At 57.6% G+C, this 18222-nt stretch carries 16 protein-coding genes and 1 pseudogene; 8 read left to right on the forward strand and 9 right to left on the reverse strand.

Going from position 1 to position 18222, the window contains the following annotated elements:
* The first annotated feature begins 167 nt into the window (after positions 1-167).
* On the forward strand, positions 168-1583 hold the full coding sequence (locus EU557_RS21805) for a hypothetical protein (RefSeq protein ID WP_135532603.1): 1416 nt from the start codon (positions 168-170) through the stop codon (positions 1581-1583).
* Between the two features lie 285 nt (positions 1584-1868).
* Here EU557_RS21805 and rpiB read toward each other — a convergent pair whose 3' ends face one another.
* From rpiB to EU557_RS21820, 3 genes are all read right to left on the reverse strand, one after another.
* Positions 1869-2303 carry a ribose 5-phosphate isomerase B gene (gene rpiB, locus EU557_RS21810; RefSeq protein ID WP_135532604.1) on the reverse strand — a complete coding sequence of 145 codons (435 nt, stop codon included), beginning with the start codon at positions 2301-2303 and terminating at the stop codon, positions 1869-1871.
* Between the two features lie 94 nt (positions 2304-2397).
* Positions 2398-3270: a twin-arginine translocase subunit TatC gene (gene tatC, locus EU557_RS21815; protein WP_342588271.1), complete on the reverse strand. Its 873-nt coding sequence runs from the start codon at positions 3268-3270 to the stop codon at positions 2398-2400.
* 135 nt (positions 3271-3405) lie between these two features.
* Complete coding sequence (locus EU557_RS21820) at positions 3406-4698, reverse strand: serine hydroxymethyltransferase (protein WP_135532605.1); 1293 nt, start codon at positions 4696-4698, stop codon at positions 3406-3408.
* 511 nt (positions 4699-5209) lie between these two features.
* On the opposite strand from EU557_RS21820, the gene EU557_RS21825 reads away from it, so the two are divergent.
* The 3 genes from EU557_RS21825 to EU557_RS21835 all read left to right on the forward strand — a co-directional run bounded on the left by EU557_RS21825 (position 5210) and on the right by EU557_RS21835 (position 9012).
* On the forward strand, positions 5210-7456 hold the full coding sequence (locus EU557_RS21825; protein WP_135532606.1) for a beta-1,3-glucanase family protein: 2247 nt from the start codon (positions 5210-5212) through the stop codon (positions 7454-7456).
* Between the two features lie 132 nt (positions 7457-7588).
* On the forward strand, positions 7589-8104 hold the full coding sequence (locus EU557_RS21830) for an RNA polymerase sigma factor (RefSeq protein WP_135532607.1): 516 nt from the start codon (positions 7589-7591) through the stop codon (positions 8102-8104).
* 101 nt (positions 8105-8205) lie between these two features.
* Positions 8206-9012, forward strand: a complete 807-nt coding sequence (locus EU557_RS21835) for a hypothetical protein (RefSeq protein ID WP_135532608.1) — start codon at positions 8206-8208, stop codon at positions 9010-9012.
* Here the strand turns inward: EU557_RS21835 and EU557_RS21840 are convergent.
* From EU557_RS21840 to EU557_RS21865, 6 genes are all read right to left on the reverse strand, one after another.
* Complete coding sequence (locus EU557_RS21840; protein ID WP_135532609.1) at positions 9009-9707, reverse strand: metallophosphoesterase family protein; 699 nt, start codon at positions 9705-9707, stop codon at positions 9009-9011. The genes EU557_RS21835 and EU557_RS21840 overlap by 4 nt on opposite strands.
* A 78-nt stretch (positions 9708-9785) precedes the next feature.
* Positions 9786-10001, reverse strand: coding sequence for a hypothetical protein (locus EU557_RS21845; RefSeq protein ID WP_135532610.1), 216 nt, complete (start codon positions 9999-10001; stop codon positions 9786-9788).
* A 67-nt stretch (positions 10002-10068) separates the two neighbouring features.
* Positions 10069-10569: a hypothetical protein gene (locus EU557_RS21850; RefSeq protein WP_135532611.1), complete on the reverse strand. Its 501-nt coding sequence runs from the start codon at positions 10567-10569 to the stop codon at positions 10069-10071.
* Between the two features lie 287 nt (positions 10570-10856).
* Positions 10857-11948: a 3-oxoacyl-ACP synthase III family protein gene (locus tag EU557_RS21855; protein WP_135532612.1), complete on the reverse strand. Its 1092-nt coding sequence runs from the start codon at positions 11946-11948 to the stop codon at positions 10857-10859.
* Positions 11949-12384: 436 nt separating this feature from the next.
* Positions 12385-13611, reverse strand: a complete 1227-nt coding sequence (locus EU557_RS21860; protein WP_135532613.1) for a multidrug effflux MFS transporter — start codon at positions 13609-13611, stop codon at positions 12385-12387.
* Positions 13612-13896: 285 nt separating this feature from the next.
* Positions 13897-14625 (reverse strand): GAF domain-containing protein, encoded by a 729-nt coding sequence (locus EU557_RS21865; RefSeq protein WP_167855306.1) that lies wholly within the window; start codon positions 14623-14625, stop codon positions 13897-13899.
* Between the two features lie 231 nt (positions 14626-14856).
* Here EU557_RS21865 and EU557_RS21870 point away from each other — a divergent pair.
* The 4 genes and pseudogenes from EU557_RS21870 to EU557_RS21885 all read left to right on the forward strand — a co-directional run.
* Positions 14857-15123, forward strand: a pseudogene (locus EU557_RS21870) (4a-hydroxytetrahydrobiopterin dehydratase); the annotation flags it as partial.
* 280 nt (positions 15124-15403) lie between these two features.
* Positions 15404-16147: a 16S rRNA (cytidine(1402)-2'-O)-methyltransferase gene (rsmI, locus tag EU557_RS21875; protein WP_135532616.1), complete on the forward strand. Its 744-nt coding sequence runs from the start codon at positions 15404-15406 to the stop codon at positions 16145-16147.
* Positions 16137-17843, forward strand: coding sequence for an apolipoprotein N-acyltransferase (gene lnt / locus EU557_RS21880; RefSeq protein ID WP_245326352.1), 1707 nt, complete (start codon positions 16137-16139; stop codon positions 17841-17843). Before rsmI ends, lnt begins: the two co-directional genes overlap by 11 nt.
* A 1-nt stretch (position 17844) precedes the next feature.
* On the forward strand, positions 17845-18189 hold the full coding sequence (locus EU557_RS21885; RefSeq protein WP_135532617.1) for a hypothetical protein: 345 nt from the start codon (positions 17845-17847) through the stop codon (positions 18187-18189).
* Positions 18190-18222: the final 33 nt, after the last annotated feature.

Genomic DNA, 18222 nt, shown 5'->3' on the forward strand with positions numbered 1-18222 from the left:
AACGGCCGCTATACTGGCCTACGAGCCACAGCCGCAAAAAGCTCCCGAAAAGAGCTGGGCGTGCTGGCGGCCTCGGCGGTTATCTTTGTCTTATCCGGGCCTACCGCGCCGGGGTGGCCTAGGCCTCTCCGGCGCGGTAGGCCAAGTTCCTAAGCTCCTCATTTTCCTTGCTTCAATTCTTTAAAAGCTCCCTCCCTACCCGCCTCTTCGCGCTGGTGGTACTGCTACTGGCGGTACGGCTGCCCTTGCTGTGGTGGGGCGTGGCCCTGACGCCCATTGAGCTACACGGGCTGCTAGTGGGCGAGCGGCTCCGCGATGGGGCCGTGCTCTACCGCGACCTGTACGACAGCACTGCGCCACTCACGGCGGCCCTGTCTGGGGCTCTGGAGTGGGTGGGTAACCGCCCATTGTGGCTTTACCGCGTGCTGGCCCTGCTGCTGCTGGGGTTTCAGGCCCTACGCTTCAACTTCGTGCTCAACCGCGCCGATGTGCACCCGGAGCGTGGGTACGTGGGGGCCCTCACCTACTTGCTGCTGGCCAGCCTCACCTCCGACCTCGACACCCTCTCGCCGCTGCTGCTAGGCCACACCTTTATCATTGCGGCCCTAAGTGCCCTGCTGCCCACTTCCCGAGAAGGCTATGATAACCGCCGACTGTTTCGGGCGGGCTTTCTGGTGGGGGTGGCGGCGCTGTGCTACCTGCCGCTGGCGTTGTTCCTGCTGGTAGGCCTGTTCGCGGTTATCATCTTCGCGGCCAACTCATTTAGAAGCTTTTTGCTGCTGGTGTGTGGCTTCCTGTTTCCGTACGCGGTGGCGGCTACGTTCTTCATGTACACCGATTCTCTGGCCGGATTTGCGCAGTTTCACCTCCAGCCTACGCTCCAGGGGCTCATGAATGAAACCGACGGGCTGCCGCTGTGGGTGCTGCTACGCCTGCTGATTGTGCCGGGTGTGCTGCTAGTCTTGGGCCTAGTACGCAGCTTTACCACCCCACTAGGCCTGGTATTCCAGATCAAGTTTCAGCAACTAATGCTGGTGTGGCTATTAGTGGCTGCCGGCATGGCTGCCGTGGGTCGGGGCATGGCTACGGGTACGCTGGTGCTGTTTCTGCCGGCCCTTACCTATTACTGTCTCTTTCTGTGGCAGAAAGCTCGCCGGGCCTGGGTACCCGAGGTACTGTTGCTGGTGGTGCTGGGCACCGTAGTGGTTATTCGTTACCGCAGCGTGCTGCACTTAGAGCAGGTAATGCAAATTCCGGCGGAGAGCCGGTATGCGGTGAACCCCAACCCTACCTACGCCTTTCTCGAAGGTCAGCATCTGCTGGTGCTAGGTCCCGATCAGCGGCCCTACCTGAAGAACCGGCTGGCAACACCTTACCTTGACTGGCAGCTGGCCCAGGTTGACTTCGCTCACCTCAACGAGTACGATGCCGTCTTCCGACTGGCCCAAAACTTCGAGCCAGCCCCGCCCCGCTACATTATCGACCAGAAGGGCCTCATGCCCGAGCTACAATACAAGGTGCCCTCCATCTTCGGCCGCTACGAGCGCACCAACACCCCCAAAGTGTACCGGCTGACGCGGTGACATGGTGATTGAGTGAAGGGAGCGAATGAGTGAAGTAGCCTACGTCTACGGCGTCATTGCAAGCAACGCGGAGTAAACCCTCCTTATTTAGCGCAAACACCTTAAAAAGGCGAAAAGCCCTTACCTCCTGTGTGGAGGTAAGGGCTTTTGAATAGCGTAGAGCTAGTAGAAGTCTATGATTAGCGGCGCGGTCCTGCGGGTGCTTCGACACTGGCTTAATGCGCCACGTGCTTGCCATGACAGGCCTAGGCCACTCACAAATTCACCACTTCACAATTTCACCGCTTAGCAGCTGATTTTGTTCACGCGGGTTTGATGACGGCCGCCTTCAAAGGCAGTGTTCAGGAACTGACTGACGATGCCGCGGGCGGTTTCCTCACTGATAAAGCGGGCCGGGATGCAGATAATGTTGGCGTCGTTGTGCTGGCGGGCCAGCGCGGCCAACTCCTCCTGCCAGGCAATAGCCGCCCGGACCCCTTGGTGTTTGTTGGCCGTGATGCAGACGCCGTTGGCGGAGCCGCACACCAAAATGCCCCGCTCCAGCTCACCGCTCGTGATGGCCGAGGCCAGCGGGTGCACAAAGTCGGGGTAGTCAACGGAATCGGTAGAGTGGGTGCCGAAGTCGCGCACCTCGTAGCCATTATCGCGCAGCCACTGGCCTAGCATCTGCTTGTACTCGAAGCCAGCGTGGTCGGAGCCGATGGCAATCAGGTTACTCATATCTAAAGGATTAGGATGGAACGAAAATGAAAAGGGCTGGTCGGGTAACGAAACGTTCACCAGACCAGCCCCTGCTTCATGCAAACAAGTGAAATCAGGCTACTCCCTGGTTTTCCGCGAGCTGCGCATTAAGCGAGGCCGTGCGGTTGCGCGTTACGATGCGGGCAATATGAATACTGAGCTCATACAGCAGCACAATGGGGATGGTAACGATGATCTGAGAAGTAACCTCGGGGGGCGTGATAATGGCCGCAATAACCAGCACCACTACGATGGCATGCTTGCGGTACACCTGCATGATCTCGGGCGTAATTAGTCCGGCTTTGGCCAGGAAGAATACAATCATGGGCAGCTCAAACACGAAAGCACAGGCCACCGACATGGTGGTGAGCGTGCTCAGGTAGCTCTGCATGTCAATCTGGTTCTCAATGGTGGGGTCAACCACGTAGCCAGCCAGGAACTGAATGCTCATGGGAGCAGCAATGTAGTAGCCGAACAACAGGCCTACCGCAAACAACACTGACACAAAGAACACGGCCCCCTGCGAGTTCTGGCGCTCGTGCGGGTACAAGCCCGGCTTGATAAAGCGCCACAGCTCCCAGAACAGGTACGGGAAGCCCAGCACCAGCCCTACAATGAACGAGGTGCTGATGTGCATGGTCAGCTGTCCGCTCATCTCGCGGTTCTGAATCACGAACCCAATCTTGTTGATGCACAAGTCGGGCGCACCCAGCCAGGCAGCAAACTTGCACGACATCCGGTAGGTCCAGAAGTCGGGGCGCGAGGGGCCTAGGATAAGGTCGTGAAACAGCAGCTCCTTCGAGAAGAAGGCCGCCGTGGCAAACGCCACCACCGCAATAGCCGCGCGGATGATGTGCCACCGCAGGGCTTCGAGGTGGTCTATGAAGGACATTTCGTGCTGGTCGCCCCGCACAGGTTGTTCGGTATTCAAGGGGGAAGTAGCCAAAGGGTGAGGTAGAGAAATGGTGAGCCGGCGAGCCGATACAGTAACCAGCGAAAGACAAACGAAATTTAGCCCTAACAGGATGCTGGCACCCTAGAATTGGCCTGTTTTATCAGGGCGCCGGCTCACCAGTTTACCTTACGCGAAGAGCGGGTACTGCTGCATCCACTCCTGCACTTGCCCACGCACCTGGCTGATGCGGGCGTCGTCGGCGTTATGGGTCAGTACTTCGTCGATGAAGTCTACGATGCGCACCATGTCGGGCTCGCGCAGGCCACGCGTGGTAACGGCAGCCGAGCCAATGCGCATGCCGCTGGTCACGAAGGGCGACTTATCATCGAAGGGCACCATGTTTTTGTTAATGGTGATGTCGGCTTTGATGAGGGTGTTCTCCGCCAGCTTACCCGTCAGGCCTTTGCTGCGCAGGTCAATTAGCATCAGGTGGTTATCGGTGCCGCCCGATATAATCTGGTAGCCGCGCTCCACAAACGCACCGGCCAGGGCCTGAGCATTCTTGATAACCTGGTGGGTGTAGTCGGTGTAGGCGTCGCTGAGGGCTTCACCGAAGGCTACGGCCTTGGCACCAATTACGTGCTCAAGCGGGCCGCCCTGGGTACCGGGAAATACGGCACCATCGAGCAGGCTGCTCATCATTCGGATTTCGCCCTTGGGGGTTTTCAGGCCGAAGGGGTTTTCGAAATCCTTACCCAACAGGATGAGGCCGCCGCGGGGGCCGCGTAGGGTTTTGTGGGTAGTGGTAGTTACAATGTGGCAGTGGTCGAAGGGGTTGTTCAGCAAGCCCTTGGCAATGAGGCCGGAGGGGTGCGAAATATCGGCCAGCAGTAGGGCGCCTACCTCGTCAGCAGCTTCGCGCAGGGCTTTGTAGTCCCAGTCGCGGGAATAGGCCGAGGCACCGCAGATGATAAGCTTAGGCTGCTCGCGGCGAGCGGTTTCCTTTACTTTCTCCCAATCAATGAGGCCAGTTTCCGGCTCTACGCCATAAAAGGAAGGTTTGTAGAGCTTGCCCGAGAAGTTAACCGGCGAGCCGTGGGTGAGGTGGCCGCCGTGGCTCAGGTCGAAACCGAGAATTTTGTCGCCGGGGTTGAGCACGGCCAACATTACGGCCGCGTTGGCCTGGGCTCCGGAGTGGGGCTGCACGTTCACCCACTCTACGCCAAACAGCTCCTTGGCACGGTCGATGGCCAGTTGCTCAATCTGGTCTACAATTTCGCAGCCACCGTAGTAGCGCTTGCCGGGCAGGCCCTCGGCGTATTTGTTGGTGAGGATGGAGCCCTGGGCCCGCATCACTTGCTCCGAAACGTAGTTCTCGGAGGCAATCAGTTCAATACCGTGGGTTTGCCGGTCTTTTTCCTTTTGAATGAGGTCGAAGATGGCCGTGTCTTGGGCGAGGGTGGTGGCTTGCGTTTCCATGGCTTCAAAGGTAGGGGATTGAGGGCATTAGGTAGGCACTCAATCTACTGAGGAGGTGAGCTCATTATGTGGCTATCACTTTTATAGCGGAGCGAGTTACAAAATTTGGTTATGTGGCCTAGCCTCAGCCAGTTGGCGGCGTGTGCAGTAAGTGTTAAGCGCATTGCAGCGCAGTAGGCCAGTTGACCCCAGGCAGTGAACCTCACATGTGAAGTAACCTGCTCCCGAATGAGGATTAAGTGATTCTGAGTTGCTGAGGCCCCACTAGGCCACTTAAGTGGGCACTTTATTTCCTGGAAAAGCCCAGATATATTTCAAATATCCTATGAAACCGGCGGCCCCTGCCGCAGCAGCGGCCTAGCGCGGCGGTACCGCCCCTAGGCCATCTCCTAGTCTTGCTTATCTGCCCTTGGGCACTCATTACACATATAGGTTATGGCTGCTTCCGCCGGAGCAGTAGTGGCCTAGTGCGCGCAGTCCAATCCATTTCCCACCACAACCAGTTCACCTTATGAAAAAGCGTACTCTATTGGCCTTGCTGACTCTACTAGTCAGCGTGCTTAGCCCTTTAGCTACCTGGGCTCAGGGCAGCATTCCGTTTACTATTGCCAACAACTCGCCCTTCCCCGACACTGATTTGTATGTAGCCATTGTGGGCATTGACCCGGCTGGCAACCACGTGTGGATCAACGCCGCCAACAGTCAGGTGCTGCCCATGTCTTCGTCGTACAATACTGTGACGGGGCCCACTATTAACGGCAACACCGGCCCCGGCGCCAATTCTAAGTACGCGGCTTGCTTCACCAAGCTGAGCAACATCCCTAACAAGACTTTCACCCTGCCATACATTGCCGGCTGCCGGGTGTTCATCTCCAAGGGCCAACAGCTGTACTTATATTTCTTTGGTGCATCCGGGGCACCCTCGGGCTACGCGGCGCCCAACCCCCAGAATGCCAGCGACCCGAATACGGGCATCATGTACGAGTTCATCGAGCTAACCAATAATCAATCGGGGTTCTTCGGTAATACTACCCGCGTCGACGCGTTCCGCTACCCCATGGGCCTGGAGCTGTTTGGCAATGGATACCAGAAGCGCACCGGGGAGCTGAAAAGCGCCGCCGATATTGTGGCGGCCTACAAAGCCAACGTGCCCACTGAGTTTCAGGGCACCGTGAATAACACGACCGGCGAAATCACCTTCCCCTCCAAAACGGCGGCGTTCCAAGATGGCTCAAATGGTACCGTAGCCGGCCCCTACGGCAACTACTTCAAAAGCTACATAGATGCCATCTGGAACAAGTACAAGACCACGGATCTAATCTTCTACGCCGGTAACGCGGGCGTATTCAAGGGCCGCGTAGATGCCAACGACCGGTTGGTCGTGGTAGGGCAGTCGGGCGCTTTTGCGGGCCGCACGGGCATCATCAATGGCCGCCCCACCACACAAATGGCCTTCGAGGGTAAAGGCCTGCTCGATAACCGCGTGAGCGACGGCGACTGTGACTTGGTGGTGCAGGCCCAGATGACGGCCGCCATTAACCGCCACGTGGTAGACGTAACCACTGCCACGCCGGGCCAGCAGAACTGGTACGACGCCACCAAGTACTATCAGGCCGCACCGGCCAACTACTACGCCCGCTTCTGGCACCTGCCCGGTATTAGCGTCGATAACCTCTCTTACGGCTTCGCCTACGATGACGTAAACGACCAGTCGGCCACGCTGCAGACGCCCCAGCCCACCAAGGTTGTTGCCACTTTCGGCGGGTACGCCGGCAGCACGCCGCCCCCGGTTTCGGGCGTGAGCACCATGTACAAGGACTGCAACTACACGGGTACGGCCGTGAACCTGCCCATGGGCGACTATAACCTGGCCGCGTTGCAGAGCCGCGGCATCCTCAACGACGATGTTTCTTCCCTTAAGGTGAATGCCGGCTATGAAGTGGTACTGTATGAAAACGACAACTTCACCGGCGGCACGCTCACGGTGGGCAGCGCCGGCAACAGCTGCCTGGTAAACAACCCGCTCGGTACGGGCAACTGGAACGATAAGACGACTTCCCTGCGGGTACGAGCCGCTACCACCAGCACCACGTTCAGCCTATTACTCCAGGCTGAAGCCGCCAACGTGAACAACGGCATGACGGTGGAGGCCTGCTCCGATACGGGTGGCGGCCAGGATATGGGCTTTGTAGATGCCGGCGACTACCTGGTGTTCAATGGCATCAACTTCCCCACCTCGGGTACTTACACCATTGAGTACCGTGTGGCCAGCGGCGCCAGCGGCGGCACCATTTCTTCGGACCTTAACGCCGGCGCCATTCAGCTGGGCAACACGGCCATTCCGGCTACCGGCGGCTGGCAGACCTGGACTACCGTTTCTAGAACTGTGACCATCAACGCGGGTACTTACAACTTCGGGGTGTTTGCCCAAACTGGTGGCTATAACATCAACTGGATTAGGATTACCAAGTCCACTACGGCCTCGGCCGCCCGCACTACGCTGGCTACCTCAGAAGCCAGCAACTTAGAGGCAGTGCAACTCTACCCCAACCCCGCGGTAGACCGGGTGCAGGTAAGTGGCCTAGAGGGCCAGTTGGCGGGTAGCCGCTACCGTATTCTGGATGTGCGCGGCAAAACCGTGGCCGAAGGTGCTTTTGACCGCGGCTCCGCCCCCGTAGAAAAGCTGACCGGGGGCATGTACCTATTGCAGGTAAGCACCCAAGACCACCGGGTAGTTACTCGGCGCTTCACTAAATAAGTCGCGCAAAGCGTAATGGTTAAAAGGCCGCCCGAACTTGGGCGGCCTTTTTTGCGTCGTGAGTGCTCGGCTAGGCCACTCATTTTGTCTTTTGCTTGCTTCTATGTCGAGAGTTCCTTGTTACTTGCCACTATGAACACTTCTCAGCCGTTAGCCGAAGTCCTGACCAGCCTGCGCGTCGGTAACCAATCGTTCCTGATAAGCTTTTACGAGCAGAACCGCGGCTTATTTGCCCGCTGGGCCCGGCGCCATCACAATCTGGATGCGCCGGCTGCTCATAAGCTGCTCCGGACGGTGCTAGTCGAGTTCTACGACCAAGTGGTGGACGGCCGCATGACCAAGCTTCCCCCCGACTTGCGGGCGTACTTGTACGGTATGGCTGGTGAGCATATTGAAGTAGCCAGCCGCACCACGGCCGTGCTGCCCGTGGCCGAGGCCAGCCGCCGCCAGTATCTGCTAGGCCTGTTCCGGCAGCTCAGCACCGATTGCCAGAAAGTGCTCATGTACTTCTACTTCCGAGGCTACAACTTCGAGAAAGTAGCCGGCAAGATGGGCTTCGCCAATTCTACCGTGGCCCGCATTCAGAAAGCTGGGTGCCTGCGCCAGCTCTACGAGCTGCGCCTGCGCAACGAAAGCGCTACCACGTAGCGGCCGGCTCCCGGCTTCTGCGTAGTTTAGCCCCTGGTTCTTTTTCTCTCTGCCACCGCACCAGCTCTGGTTGCGGATAACTGTATCTCTGGTTTTTTAGCATGGCCCCGTCTGCCCCCGATCTGCGCCCGTACCTGGAAGAGCTGGAACGCTTTGCCGATGGGCAGATGACTGTTGCTGAGCAGGCGGCTTTTGAGCAGCGCCTAGAGCAGGATGCGGCTCTCGCCCAGGCCTTCCTGACCTACGAGCAGCTCACGGCTGATGTACGCTGGGTAGCTGGCCACGAAACCCTACGCCTGCGCCTGGAGTCGCTGGACCGGCGCCTCACCCAACGCGATGTGGCCCTTTCCCGGATTAAGCAGCAGCAGCGCAAAACGCAGAAGCGGTGGGGCCTCATTGCTAGTGTGGCTGGGGTAGCATTGCTGGCCCTGTGGCTTTTGCTCCGACCTTCTACCTCCTCCGTTGAGGAAACCTGGGCTCAGTACTACGTGCCCGACGCGGGCTTGCCTGCAGCAGTTATCAATGAAGAGCGGCGCCCGTTACTGGCTGAGGCAATGCGGGAGTACAAGGAAGGGCGCTACCCCACTGCCCTGTTCACGCTGCGCCGCGTGCCCACCAGCAACCTCGGTCAAGACACCCTGTTGTATTACACGGGTATCTTTCTACTTAGCCAGAGCAAGCAGGACACTGAGAAAGCCCAAGATGCCCAAACCTTTCTGCGGAAAGTAACCCAACAGTCGGGCTCCGGGCTGGCCCCCAAGGCGCAGTACCACCTGGGCATGGCCTACTGGTTTGCGAAGCAGCCGCAACAAGCCCGCGCCGCCCTGCAAACCGTGGCCAACGACGCGAGCAACCCCTATCAGCAAGCTGCCCGCCGTATTCTCCAAACCAACGGTATTGCGCGTTAACGCTTTGCTATTTCATACGGCTCCTCAATATTGGGCTGTAGGGTTAGCGTAAACGTATCGAGGTTAAGGGCTGCTAGTTGGCTAAACTCTGGGTTATGGCGGTACACGCAGCCCGTATCTAGCCCAATGGCTTGCGCGTGGTCCTTCACCCGTTGCTGCACCGTGGTAGTAGGCGTGGGCACGTGGCCATGCAGCAAGCGTTTGCCACCCAGCCTGGAAGCATCCATTACAAACTCCTTGGTATTGAGCATCGTGTGCCAGTCGCGGCGCATTTCTTGTGGAGGCAGGCGGAAGTTGAAGCCCGCGTGTACCAGCACAAAGTCGGGTAGCTCAAACTGATAAGGTAGGTCATCGAGCCAGCGCAAGTACGGGGCCGGAATGTCTTCCACCTGGCCTACGCCAAAACTTTGCAAGGTTAGGGCCCGATCGTGGGCCGATGCCCAGGTAAGACTTTCTAGGCCACGGGCAGCATCAAGCAGTTCCTGGTCGTGGTTGCCGCGGAGGCATATTACCCGGTAGCCGCGCTCAGGCAGGCGCATCAAGTAGTCTAGCACGCCCCGGCTATCGGGGCCTTTGTTCACGTAGTCGCCCAGCACATACAGCTCATCCTGAGGGGTGAGTTTGAGCTTTTCCTCAATCAGGTGGCGGAAAGAAAGCAGGCAGCCGTGCAGGTCGGTGGTTACGTAGCGAGCCATAAAGAGCAAAGAGGAGTTTCCAGACAAAACAAAAGCACCTGCGCAAGGCAGGTGCTTTTACTAATAGGTAGAGAGAGATTAAGCGTATGGCGCTTTCCCGAGCTCTGGCTTATCAAGGTTGCGGTTAGGATGCCGCTGTGGCGCATCTTGTGCATCCTCTTCCAAATGGTCTTCCGTCTGCTGGTCCCGGTCATTTACGGGAAGGTTACCGGCACCTTTGGGCTGTTCGGCCTGGGTAGGGCTGCCGGGTGCACGACGGGACTGCTTGTTGGTATTATTGCTTTTGTAGGGCATGGCTTGAAGAATTTTGCGTTTGTTTTCAGATAAATCAGGGCAAAATCAACAGCAGCCTATCAGGCTACTACTGGTCGATGGCCGTATCAGTGGCGTTGCGGTCAGTTAGGTCGGCGTTGGTGCCCTGGCGGGCGAGTTCGTCGTTATTGGGCTGGCGTTGCTCCATTTGGCCCATTCCCACGCGCGAGTTGGGGTTGCGCATTTCGTCTTTGCCGGGCCGGTCGTCATCGGCATCCAGCTCGTCTACGGGGCGGCGGGGCTGCAGATCAGGGTCGCGGTCCTGGGGCATATCCTGGTTGGGCAGGTCTTCGCGGCCTTCCTCGTTGCTGCGCAGGTTATCCTTAGGGCGGTTCGCGTCGTCAGCGTTTTCGTTTACGGCCACAGCCGTAATGCCCGATTCGCTATCGGTGCCGTAGCCCTCTTTGCCATCGCGGTTGCCAAAGCCCCCGCGGGCCGATTCGTTTTTGGGTGGATCAGCGCCGGGGATAATGTGTCCGGCGGCTAGTTCCTGGTCCGTGGTATCATCGTTGATGACACGAACTGGACGGTTATTTGGGTCAATGGCCATATGAGTAATCTAGAGTGGGAGTGGGAGGTAGTACACTAGAATGTACTGTGGTTTGGGAGTTTGGGTTTAGCTGACCAACCAAGAACAGTACATAAAATTGTTATCCTCTGCACATTATCCTACTCCGTAACCCTCTTCTTCCATCCATTTTTTCTAGCATAGCCTGCAAAACAGCGAAGCCTCTCCGCGGCACCACTGCCTAGAAAGACAGTGATTTTGCGAAGAGGCTTCGTAAGAGTTGAGGCCGCGGCAGCCGCGGCTGGGTGGCCTAGCGGCCCGCAGGCCTGTTAGTTGGGCATCTTATACACGACAGCGTTGATGTTCATACCCGCTCCTACCGAGGCAAACACTAGGGTATCACCGGCATTAATCTCGTGCTTGTCCATTTTGTCGTTTAGCATGAGGTCGAGCAGCGTGGGCAGGGTGGCCACGGAGGAATTACCCAGCCACGAAATGGTCATCGGCATCACGTCCTGTGGTACCTCCTGAATGTTGTAGAGGCTGTAGAGGCGCTTCAAGATGGCCTCGTCCATTTTGCCGTTGGCTTGGTGAATCAGGATTTTGTGCACCTCCTCAATAGGCACCTGCGCTTTTTCTAGGCACGCCTGAATAGCCTGGGGTACTGTCTTGAGCGCGTACTCATACAGCTTGCGGCCATCCATCTTAAGGAACTGGTCGGTGCCAGCGTACTCGGCATTGTAAGAAGACCCCATGCGCAGTAAATGAGCAGCCCGTTCAGTGTCAGAGCGGGTGGTATGCGTGATGATACCCACGGGTTCAGCGCTTTCTACGGCCTGCAGAATTACGGCGCCGGCACCATCAGCGTACAGCATGCTGTCACGGTCGTGCGGGTCCGATACCCGGGAAAGCACCTCAGCCCCAATCACCAAGATCTTTTTGGCGTCGCCGGAGCGCAGGTAATAGTCGGCCTGAATGACGGCCTGCAGCCAGCCAGGGCAGCCGAACGGCAAATCGTAGGCCACCGTGAAGGGGTTCACAATCCCTAGCTTATGCTTGACCCGAGCCGCTAGGCTCGGCACCATATCGGTGCGCTTGTTGTGGGCCGGCACATCGCCAAAGTTGTGCGCCACAATAATATAATCCAGCTCTTCCTGATTTACCCCCGATGTAGACAGCGCCTCTTGGGCCGCTAGAAATGCAATATCAGACGTCACCTGGTCATCGGTCACGTAGCGCCGGGCCTGGATGTCGGTTATCTGCTCAAACTTTTCCACAATCTCGGAGCTAGGCTTTTGCAGCCTTGCGCCCGACGAATCGTAGAATTCGGTGGTACTAAAGTCTTGGTTAGTGACGATGCTATGAGGGATGTAGCTACCTGAGCCGACGATGACGGAGTAGATCCTAGAGGTGTTGATCATGTACTTTTTGTATGCGGCTCTTGTGTCGATCAAATCAAAAGTAACATAATACGGGCGTCCCGGCTGATTTACTCCTGTAGCAATTACAATTTCTACGATTTACAGATTAAACTATTTAATTATTTAACAGAAGCTGCGCAATGTATTACACTGGCTTTCCCATCTACAAATCGCACTTTTTATAGTAGTAAGCCGGCATTCAAAGCTTTTGCGAAAGCCGTTCAATATACTCTAACAATAGCCTTATTTCAATAATCGCCTATTCAAGCAAATCAGTGTCAGCTGGTTCGTATTTCTGAGTTCACCTCTGCTTGGCAATTCTTTCAGCGCTCATGTACGCCTATGCGTTGCTTATCTAGAGCTCTACTCACCTGCTCAGGCGAAGTGGCCTAGCTTACTGAGCCAGGATATTGTAGCCTTCTGGACCAGAGCAAGTTTAGTGGGCCATTACCGTAGCGTCTTCGGCCACTGCTACCGGCTGCCCAATTACACGGCGGCCTATTACTTGAATCAGCAACGCCAGCAGAGCCGATGCGGCCATGATGGCCACCATAGGTACCGCAGTATGGGTATTGAACACACTCACCCCAAAAGATGCCAGGGCCCCCACTGCCATTTGAGTAGCTCCCATAAGGGCCGCCGCGCTGCCTGCATTCTTGGCAAACGGAGCAATGGAAAGCGCTGCCGCGTTAGGATTGGCAAAGCCCAGGCAGCATAAGAATAGAAAGAGCATTCCCACCGTAGCCAACAGCCCAAACCAGCCGAGCGAGGTTCCGATCAGAAATACCACCCCAATAACCGACTGGCAAATCATAGCCACCAGCACAATCTGCTCGCTGCGGTAATAGCGCAGCACCCAGCTATTCACTTGGCTAGAGCCAATAAAGCCCACCGAAAGCAGCGCGAAGATCCAGCCGTAGTGCTGCTCACTGACGCCAAAAATATCCATGAACACCAAGGGGGAGCCCGATACGTAGGCCAGTAGCCCCCCAAACGTCATGGCACCAGTGAGGGCGTAGGTGAAAAATTGGGGGTTCTTGCTCACCGTCCAGAAGTTGGTGAGGATGGGGCGCGGGTGCAGGGAATAGCTAGGGTCGGGTGGGTAGCTCTCCGGCAGCCACAGAAACGCCGCCACCAGCATAAGTGCCCCCATGGCAATCAACACCAAAAACACCGACTGCCACCCGTAGGCAGCTATCATGTAGCTGCCCACCGTGGGTGCCAGCATGGGCGAAACACTGATAACAAGTGATAGCAGGGCAAACACCTTGGCGCTATCCTTCACCGGGAACAGGTCGCGCACCATGGCCACCGAGGCTACGGTGGCAGCACAACTACCCAGCGCCTGCACAAACCGCAGGGCAATTAGCGCATCAATGGAGTAGGCCAGGTAGCAACCTATTGAAGCCAGCAGATATAACAGCAACCCAACATAGAGGGGCTTTTTACGGCCAAAACGGTCTAGCAGAGGACCATAAAGCAACTGGCCCGCCGAAACGCCTATGAAGAAACTAGAAAGCGACAACGACACTTCTGCTACCGAAGTGCGCAGGTCTTTGGCAATTGCCGGAAAGCCCGGCAGGTACATATCAATGGAGAAAGGCCCGAGCGCTGCCAAGGTGCCCAGAATCAGGATCAGAAGGAAATAGCGTTGTTTGCTCATGGGTGCGGCGTCAGGCGCTCGTCGGTTCAACGGCTCGCGGAGGAAGGAGCCCAAAATGCAGCACGCCCCAGTTGGGCAATGGCTGCGTACGTGAAGAATAGGCTTTACAAGGCAAAGCCTACCCGAATTGTTCATTCGGGAGTTGAATAAATAACTGCTTTCTCTCCCCCGTTGAGCTTAGCACAACCTTACTCGTCCTGCTTATTGCCCAGGCACATCACCCTGATTAACAGAGTACTACCTCAGCCCAAGCCGCATATGAGTGGGAGGCCGTAGTAGTACCAGTTAGTTTCGCTGCTCAGCGAAACGCACGATGGCCGACTGAATCTGGCGTTGCATGCCGGCGGCCACGCTGGCCATTTCTTCATAGCGGGAGCGGCGGTAGGCCTGGGCAGAAACGGTGTCGGGGCTTTCTTCCCATTCAGCCAGCGCCGTCAGCGTATCCAGGCGAGTCAGCGAGTCAGCAATGGAAATGTAGATATCGGGCCAGAGGGCAGGCACGGGCAGGGTAGCACCTTCCAGCACCACTTGTAACTCCAGCAGGCGCATGGCCACAGACGCCAAGCTTTCCAACACCGCCCGCTCTTCTTCCGAAAAGGCCCGCGGCTGCCTATCAATAATAGCGAGGGCCCCAATGGCCTCCCCCGCGAGCGTGCGCAGTGGGTGGCCAGCGTAAAACTGCAGGCCCAGCTGTAGCATAGCATTAGAATTTACCAGCGTACACAGGTCCTGCTGCCATTCCTCATACACCGTGGTATCTTCTTGCAGCACCGCCACGGAGCACAGGCTGTTAGGACGGGCCACCTCCGTGGCGCCGGGCAACCCCGTATGGGCCTTAAACCACACATTGTCGGCCTCAACCAGGGAAATAACGGCGATAGGCACCCCAAACAGCTTGGCAGTTACACGAATAAACTCCTCGAAAAAGGGAGCCGAACCGCGCACCTGATATGGCCGGAGGGCTGCTAAGCGTTCCGCTTCGTTAAGTGGCAGCAGGGCGTTGGACAAAGGCATAAGTTGACAAGCCATGAGCAGGTATTCGGCATGCCAAGGCAGTCAAAGATACTTGTAAAAGCCTCGATCCGGAAGTTGGGTGGCCTAGAAAAAGTGGGAGGTAGTGTCGTGCTTCCGGGCAACTAGCTTTGCTGCTGACTACTTAAGTACAAGATGTTGCGCTCAGGCCAAACGAATCGCTTTGCCGGTCAGCCAGTATATTAACGTACCGCTTCTGAGCTTTACTCTCCTTTACCAATGGCTATGTGGACCGAACACGACAACGCCCTCATCCGCACCTTCCGCTTCGAGGATTTTCAAACTGCCTTCAGCTTTATGTCGGATGTGGCGGAGGAGGCCGAGTACCAGGAACACCACCCCTGGTGGAGCAATGAGTATAACGTAGTCACGTTTCGGCTGCGCACCCACAGCGCCGGCAACCGCGTGACGGAGAAAGACCATCAACTGGCCGCCGCCATCGACCACCTCGCTACCGATTACAGCGGCGTAGCGGAATAGAGCGTGCAGCGAGTGGCCTAGCGAGGCGGGCAGTGAGTGTACTAGCTACAGGCTAGCGATAATCATCAGCAATGCCCTGTGCACTGTGTTAAACTCACAGGCCCAGGCAGAACTGAGCACAGGCAGAGCGCAGCCCTAAAAATAGGGTATGTATGGCAGCCTGCCGCACACTGGCCTATGCTCTCCAATAGCTCACGTTGCTCGCTAAGTGGCCCGTTGACCAGATACAGGTGCCGCTAGGCCTGCCTGCGCCGCTAGGTTTCCCGTTACCTTTGTGCTTATGTCTGATACCGCTGCTCCTACTGTTCTGTACCTCGTTCCCACGCCCATTGGCAATCTGGAAGATATCACGCTACGCGCCATTCGGGTGCTGGGTGAGGTAGATACCGTGCTGGCCGAGGACACCCGCACCAGTGGCCGCCTAATGCAGCACCTGGGTCTCAAAAAGCCTATGCTCAGCTACCACCTCCACAACGAGCACCAAACCGTGCAGCGCCTGCTAGAGCGCCTAGGCAAGGGCGAAACAATGGCTTTGGTCTCGGATGCGGGCACGCCCGGAATTTCGGACCCCGGCTTTTTGTTAGTGCGGGAGTGCTTGGCTAAGGGCCTGAAGGTAGAGTGCCTGCCGGGTGCCACGGCCTTTGTGCCGGCCTTGCTGAAGTCGGGCTTCGGGGCCGAGCGGTTCACCTTCGAGGGCTTCTTGCCGGTGAAGAAAGGCCGCCAGACCCGCCTGAAGGAATTGGCATCGGAAACCCGGACCATGATTTTCTACGAGTCGCCGCACCGGATTGTGAAGACCCTGGAGCAGCTGGCCGAAACACTGGGCCCCGACCGCCAGGCCTCGGTGAGCCGGGAGCTGACCAAGCTGTTCGAGGAAACCGTGAACGGTACCCTGCCCGAGCTGGCCGCCAACTTTGCCGCCCGCGCCGCCATCAAAGGAGAGATTGTGCTGGTGGTGCAGGGCCGCGAGAAAGAAGAACGTATCAAAGAAGACCGTTATACCAACGACCGCAGTGCTGACTAAATCCACTCCTTCCGCGGCTTCCGCAATTGCGGACTCTGCACGCCCTGTATCCGGACTGGCCTACTGGCTCCCGAGCCTGCTGGCGGTACTCAGTGCGTTTCTGCTCTGGCTGGGCTGGCCGGTGCACCCGGCCCCGCTGGCACTAGTGCTGCTGGTAGCCTGGGTGCCCTACCTGCGCATGGAGCAGGTGCTGGGCCAGCGCGGGGCCAGCGGCTGGAAAGTGTGGCGCTACACTTACCTGGCCTTAGTGCTCTGGAACCTGTTCACTACCTACTGGGTGAGCTACAGCACCTTAGGCGGCGGCATCACGGCGGTGGTGTGCAACGCTCTGCTGATGAGCCTGCCGCTCACGGCCTTTTACCACACCAAGAAGCGCCTAGGCCACCTCATCGGCTATATCTCCCTGCCCATCTACTGGATTGCCTTCGAGCAGCTCCACCTGCACTGGTTCCTGACTTGGCCCTGGCTGACGCTCGGCAACGGCTTCGCGCAGGCTAACCAACTGGTGCAGTGGTATGAGTACACGGGCTTCCTGGGCGGCTCCGTTTGGGTGTGGGTAGTAAACATTCTCGTGTTTGGGGCGTGGTTTGGGCTACGTAGCGTGGCTAGGCCACTAGCTGAAGCTGGCAGCCTGGCTACCCGTGGCCTACGGGTAAACTGGGTTTGGCCCGCATTGGCCGTAGTGGCGCCCATTGGCTTGTCGTATCTTATTGGCAGCCAGTACCAGGAGAAAGGTGCTACGGCCGAGGTGCTGGTAATTCAACCCAACGTTGACCCCTTCGAGGAAAAGTTTGAGGGCGGCTCCCGGTTCATCCCCCACACCGAGCAGATTACCCGCCTGCTCACCCTCACCGAGCAGAACCTGACATCCCAAACCAAGGTGGTGTTCTGGCCCGAAACTTCCCTCGACGAGGTGTACCCCGAGGAAACCATCAACTTCAACCCTAACATTGTGCGTCTGCGCCAGTGGCTAGGCCAGCACCCCGGCGTGGAACTGATTACGGGCCTGACGTCGGCGGTGCGCTATTCTGCTAAGGAAACCGCCAGCCCCACCGCCCGCTTCCGTGAAGGCGTAGGCTACTACGATATTTTCAACGCCGCCATTCACCTGCGCGATGCTGCCGCAGCCCCGGAGTTCTACCATAAGTCGCGGCTGGTGCCGGGTGTGGAGGGCGTGCCGCCGTGGCTTTCGGCCTTCGTGATTGACTTGGGCGGTGCCGCCGGTGGCCTAGGCTCGCAGGAAGAGCGCACGGTGTACCAGACCAATACGCCAGCCTTGCGCATCGGCCCCATCATCTGCTACGAGTCAGTGTACGGCGACTTTGTGCGCGACTACGTGAAGAACGGCGCCACTCTGCTGGGCATCATCACCAACGACGGCTGGTGGTCTGACTCGCCGGGCCACAACCAGCACTTGCAGTACGCCACCTTGCGCGCCATTGAAACCCGCCGCGATATTGCCCGTTCTGCCAACACTGGCATCTCAGGCTTCATCAACCAGAAGGGCGAAATCACGCAGCGCACCGGCTGGTGGGTGCAGGCCGTGAGCCGCGCCACCGTGCACCTGAATACGGAGGACACCTTCTACGTCCGCCACGGCGAGCTAATTGGGCCTACTACGCAGGTGCTGGCCGTGCTCCTGCTAGTGCTGACGGTAGTGTTGGCCGTTCAAAACCGGCGGGCAGCTAGGGCATAGAATGAGAAAAACAGCTTCTCTTCAGCAGCCAATAGCGGATACGGTACGGCTGATGCTGCATGAGGATGAGCATGGCGCTTATTTATTCGGCTACAAGACGCTAGTTGATGCTGGCTGCCAGTGGGATACCTGGTTTGAAACCATTGCCGATGCAGAAGAAGCTGCCTTTGAGCAATACGGAGTATCTGCGGCTAGTTGGGTGCCCGTTGCTGACCCCTTACCCGAGTGTCAACATGACTGGATTGCGCCGGTTCGCGTAAAAGGCCGTTCCGAAGGCACGCCATCAGGGAGTTACTTCGAGAAATTGGTTGATGGACAGTGGGTCCCGTTCGACTCGCTGTTTTAGCTTAACTGCGCATCTTTGCACGCACGATCTTCG

Origin of the sequence: Hymenobacter wooponensis (assembly GCF_004745865.1) — a bacterium.
GTDB classification, from domain to species: domain Bacteria; phylum Bacteroidota; class Bacteroidia; order Cytophagales; family Hymenobacteraceae; genus Hymenobacter; species Hymenobacter wooponensis.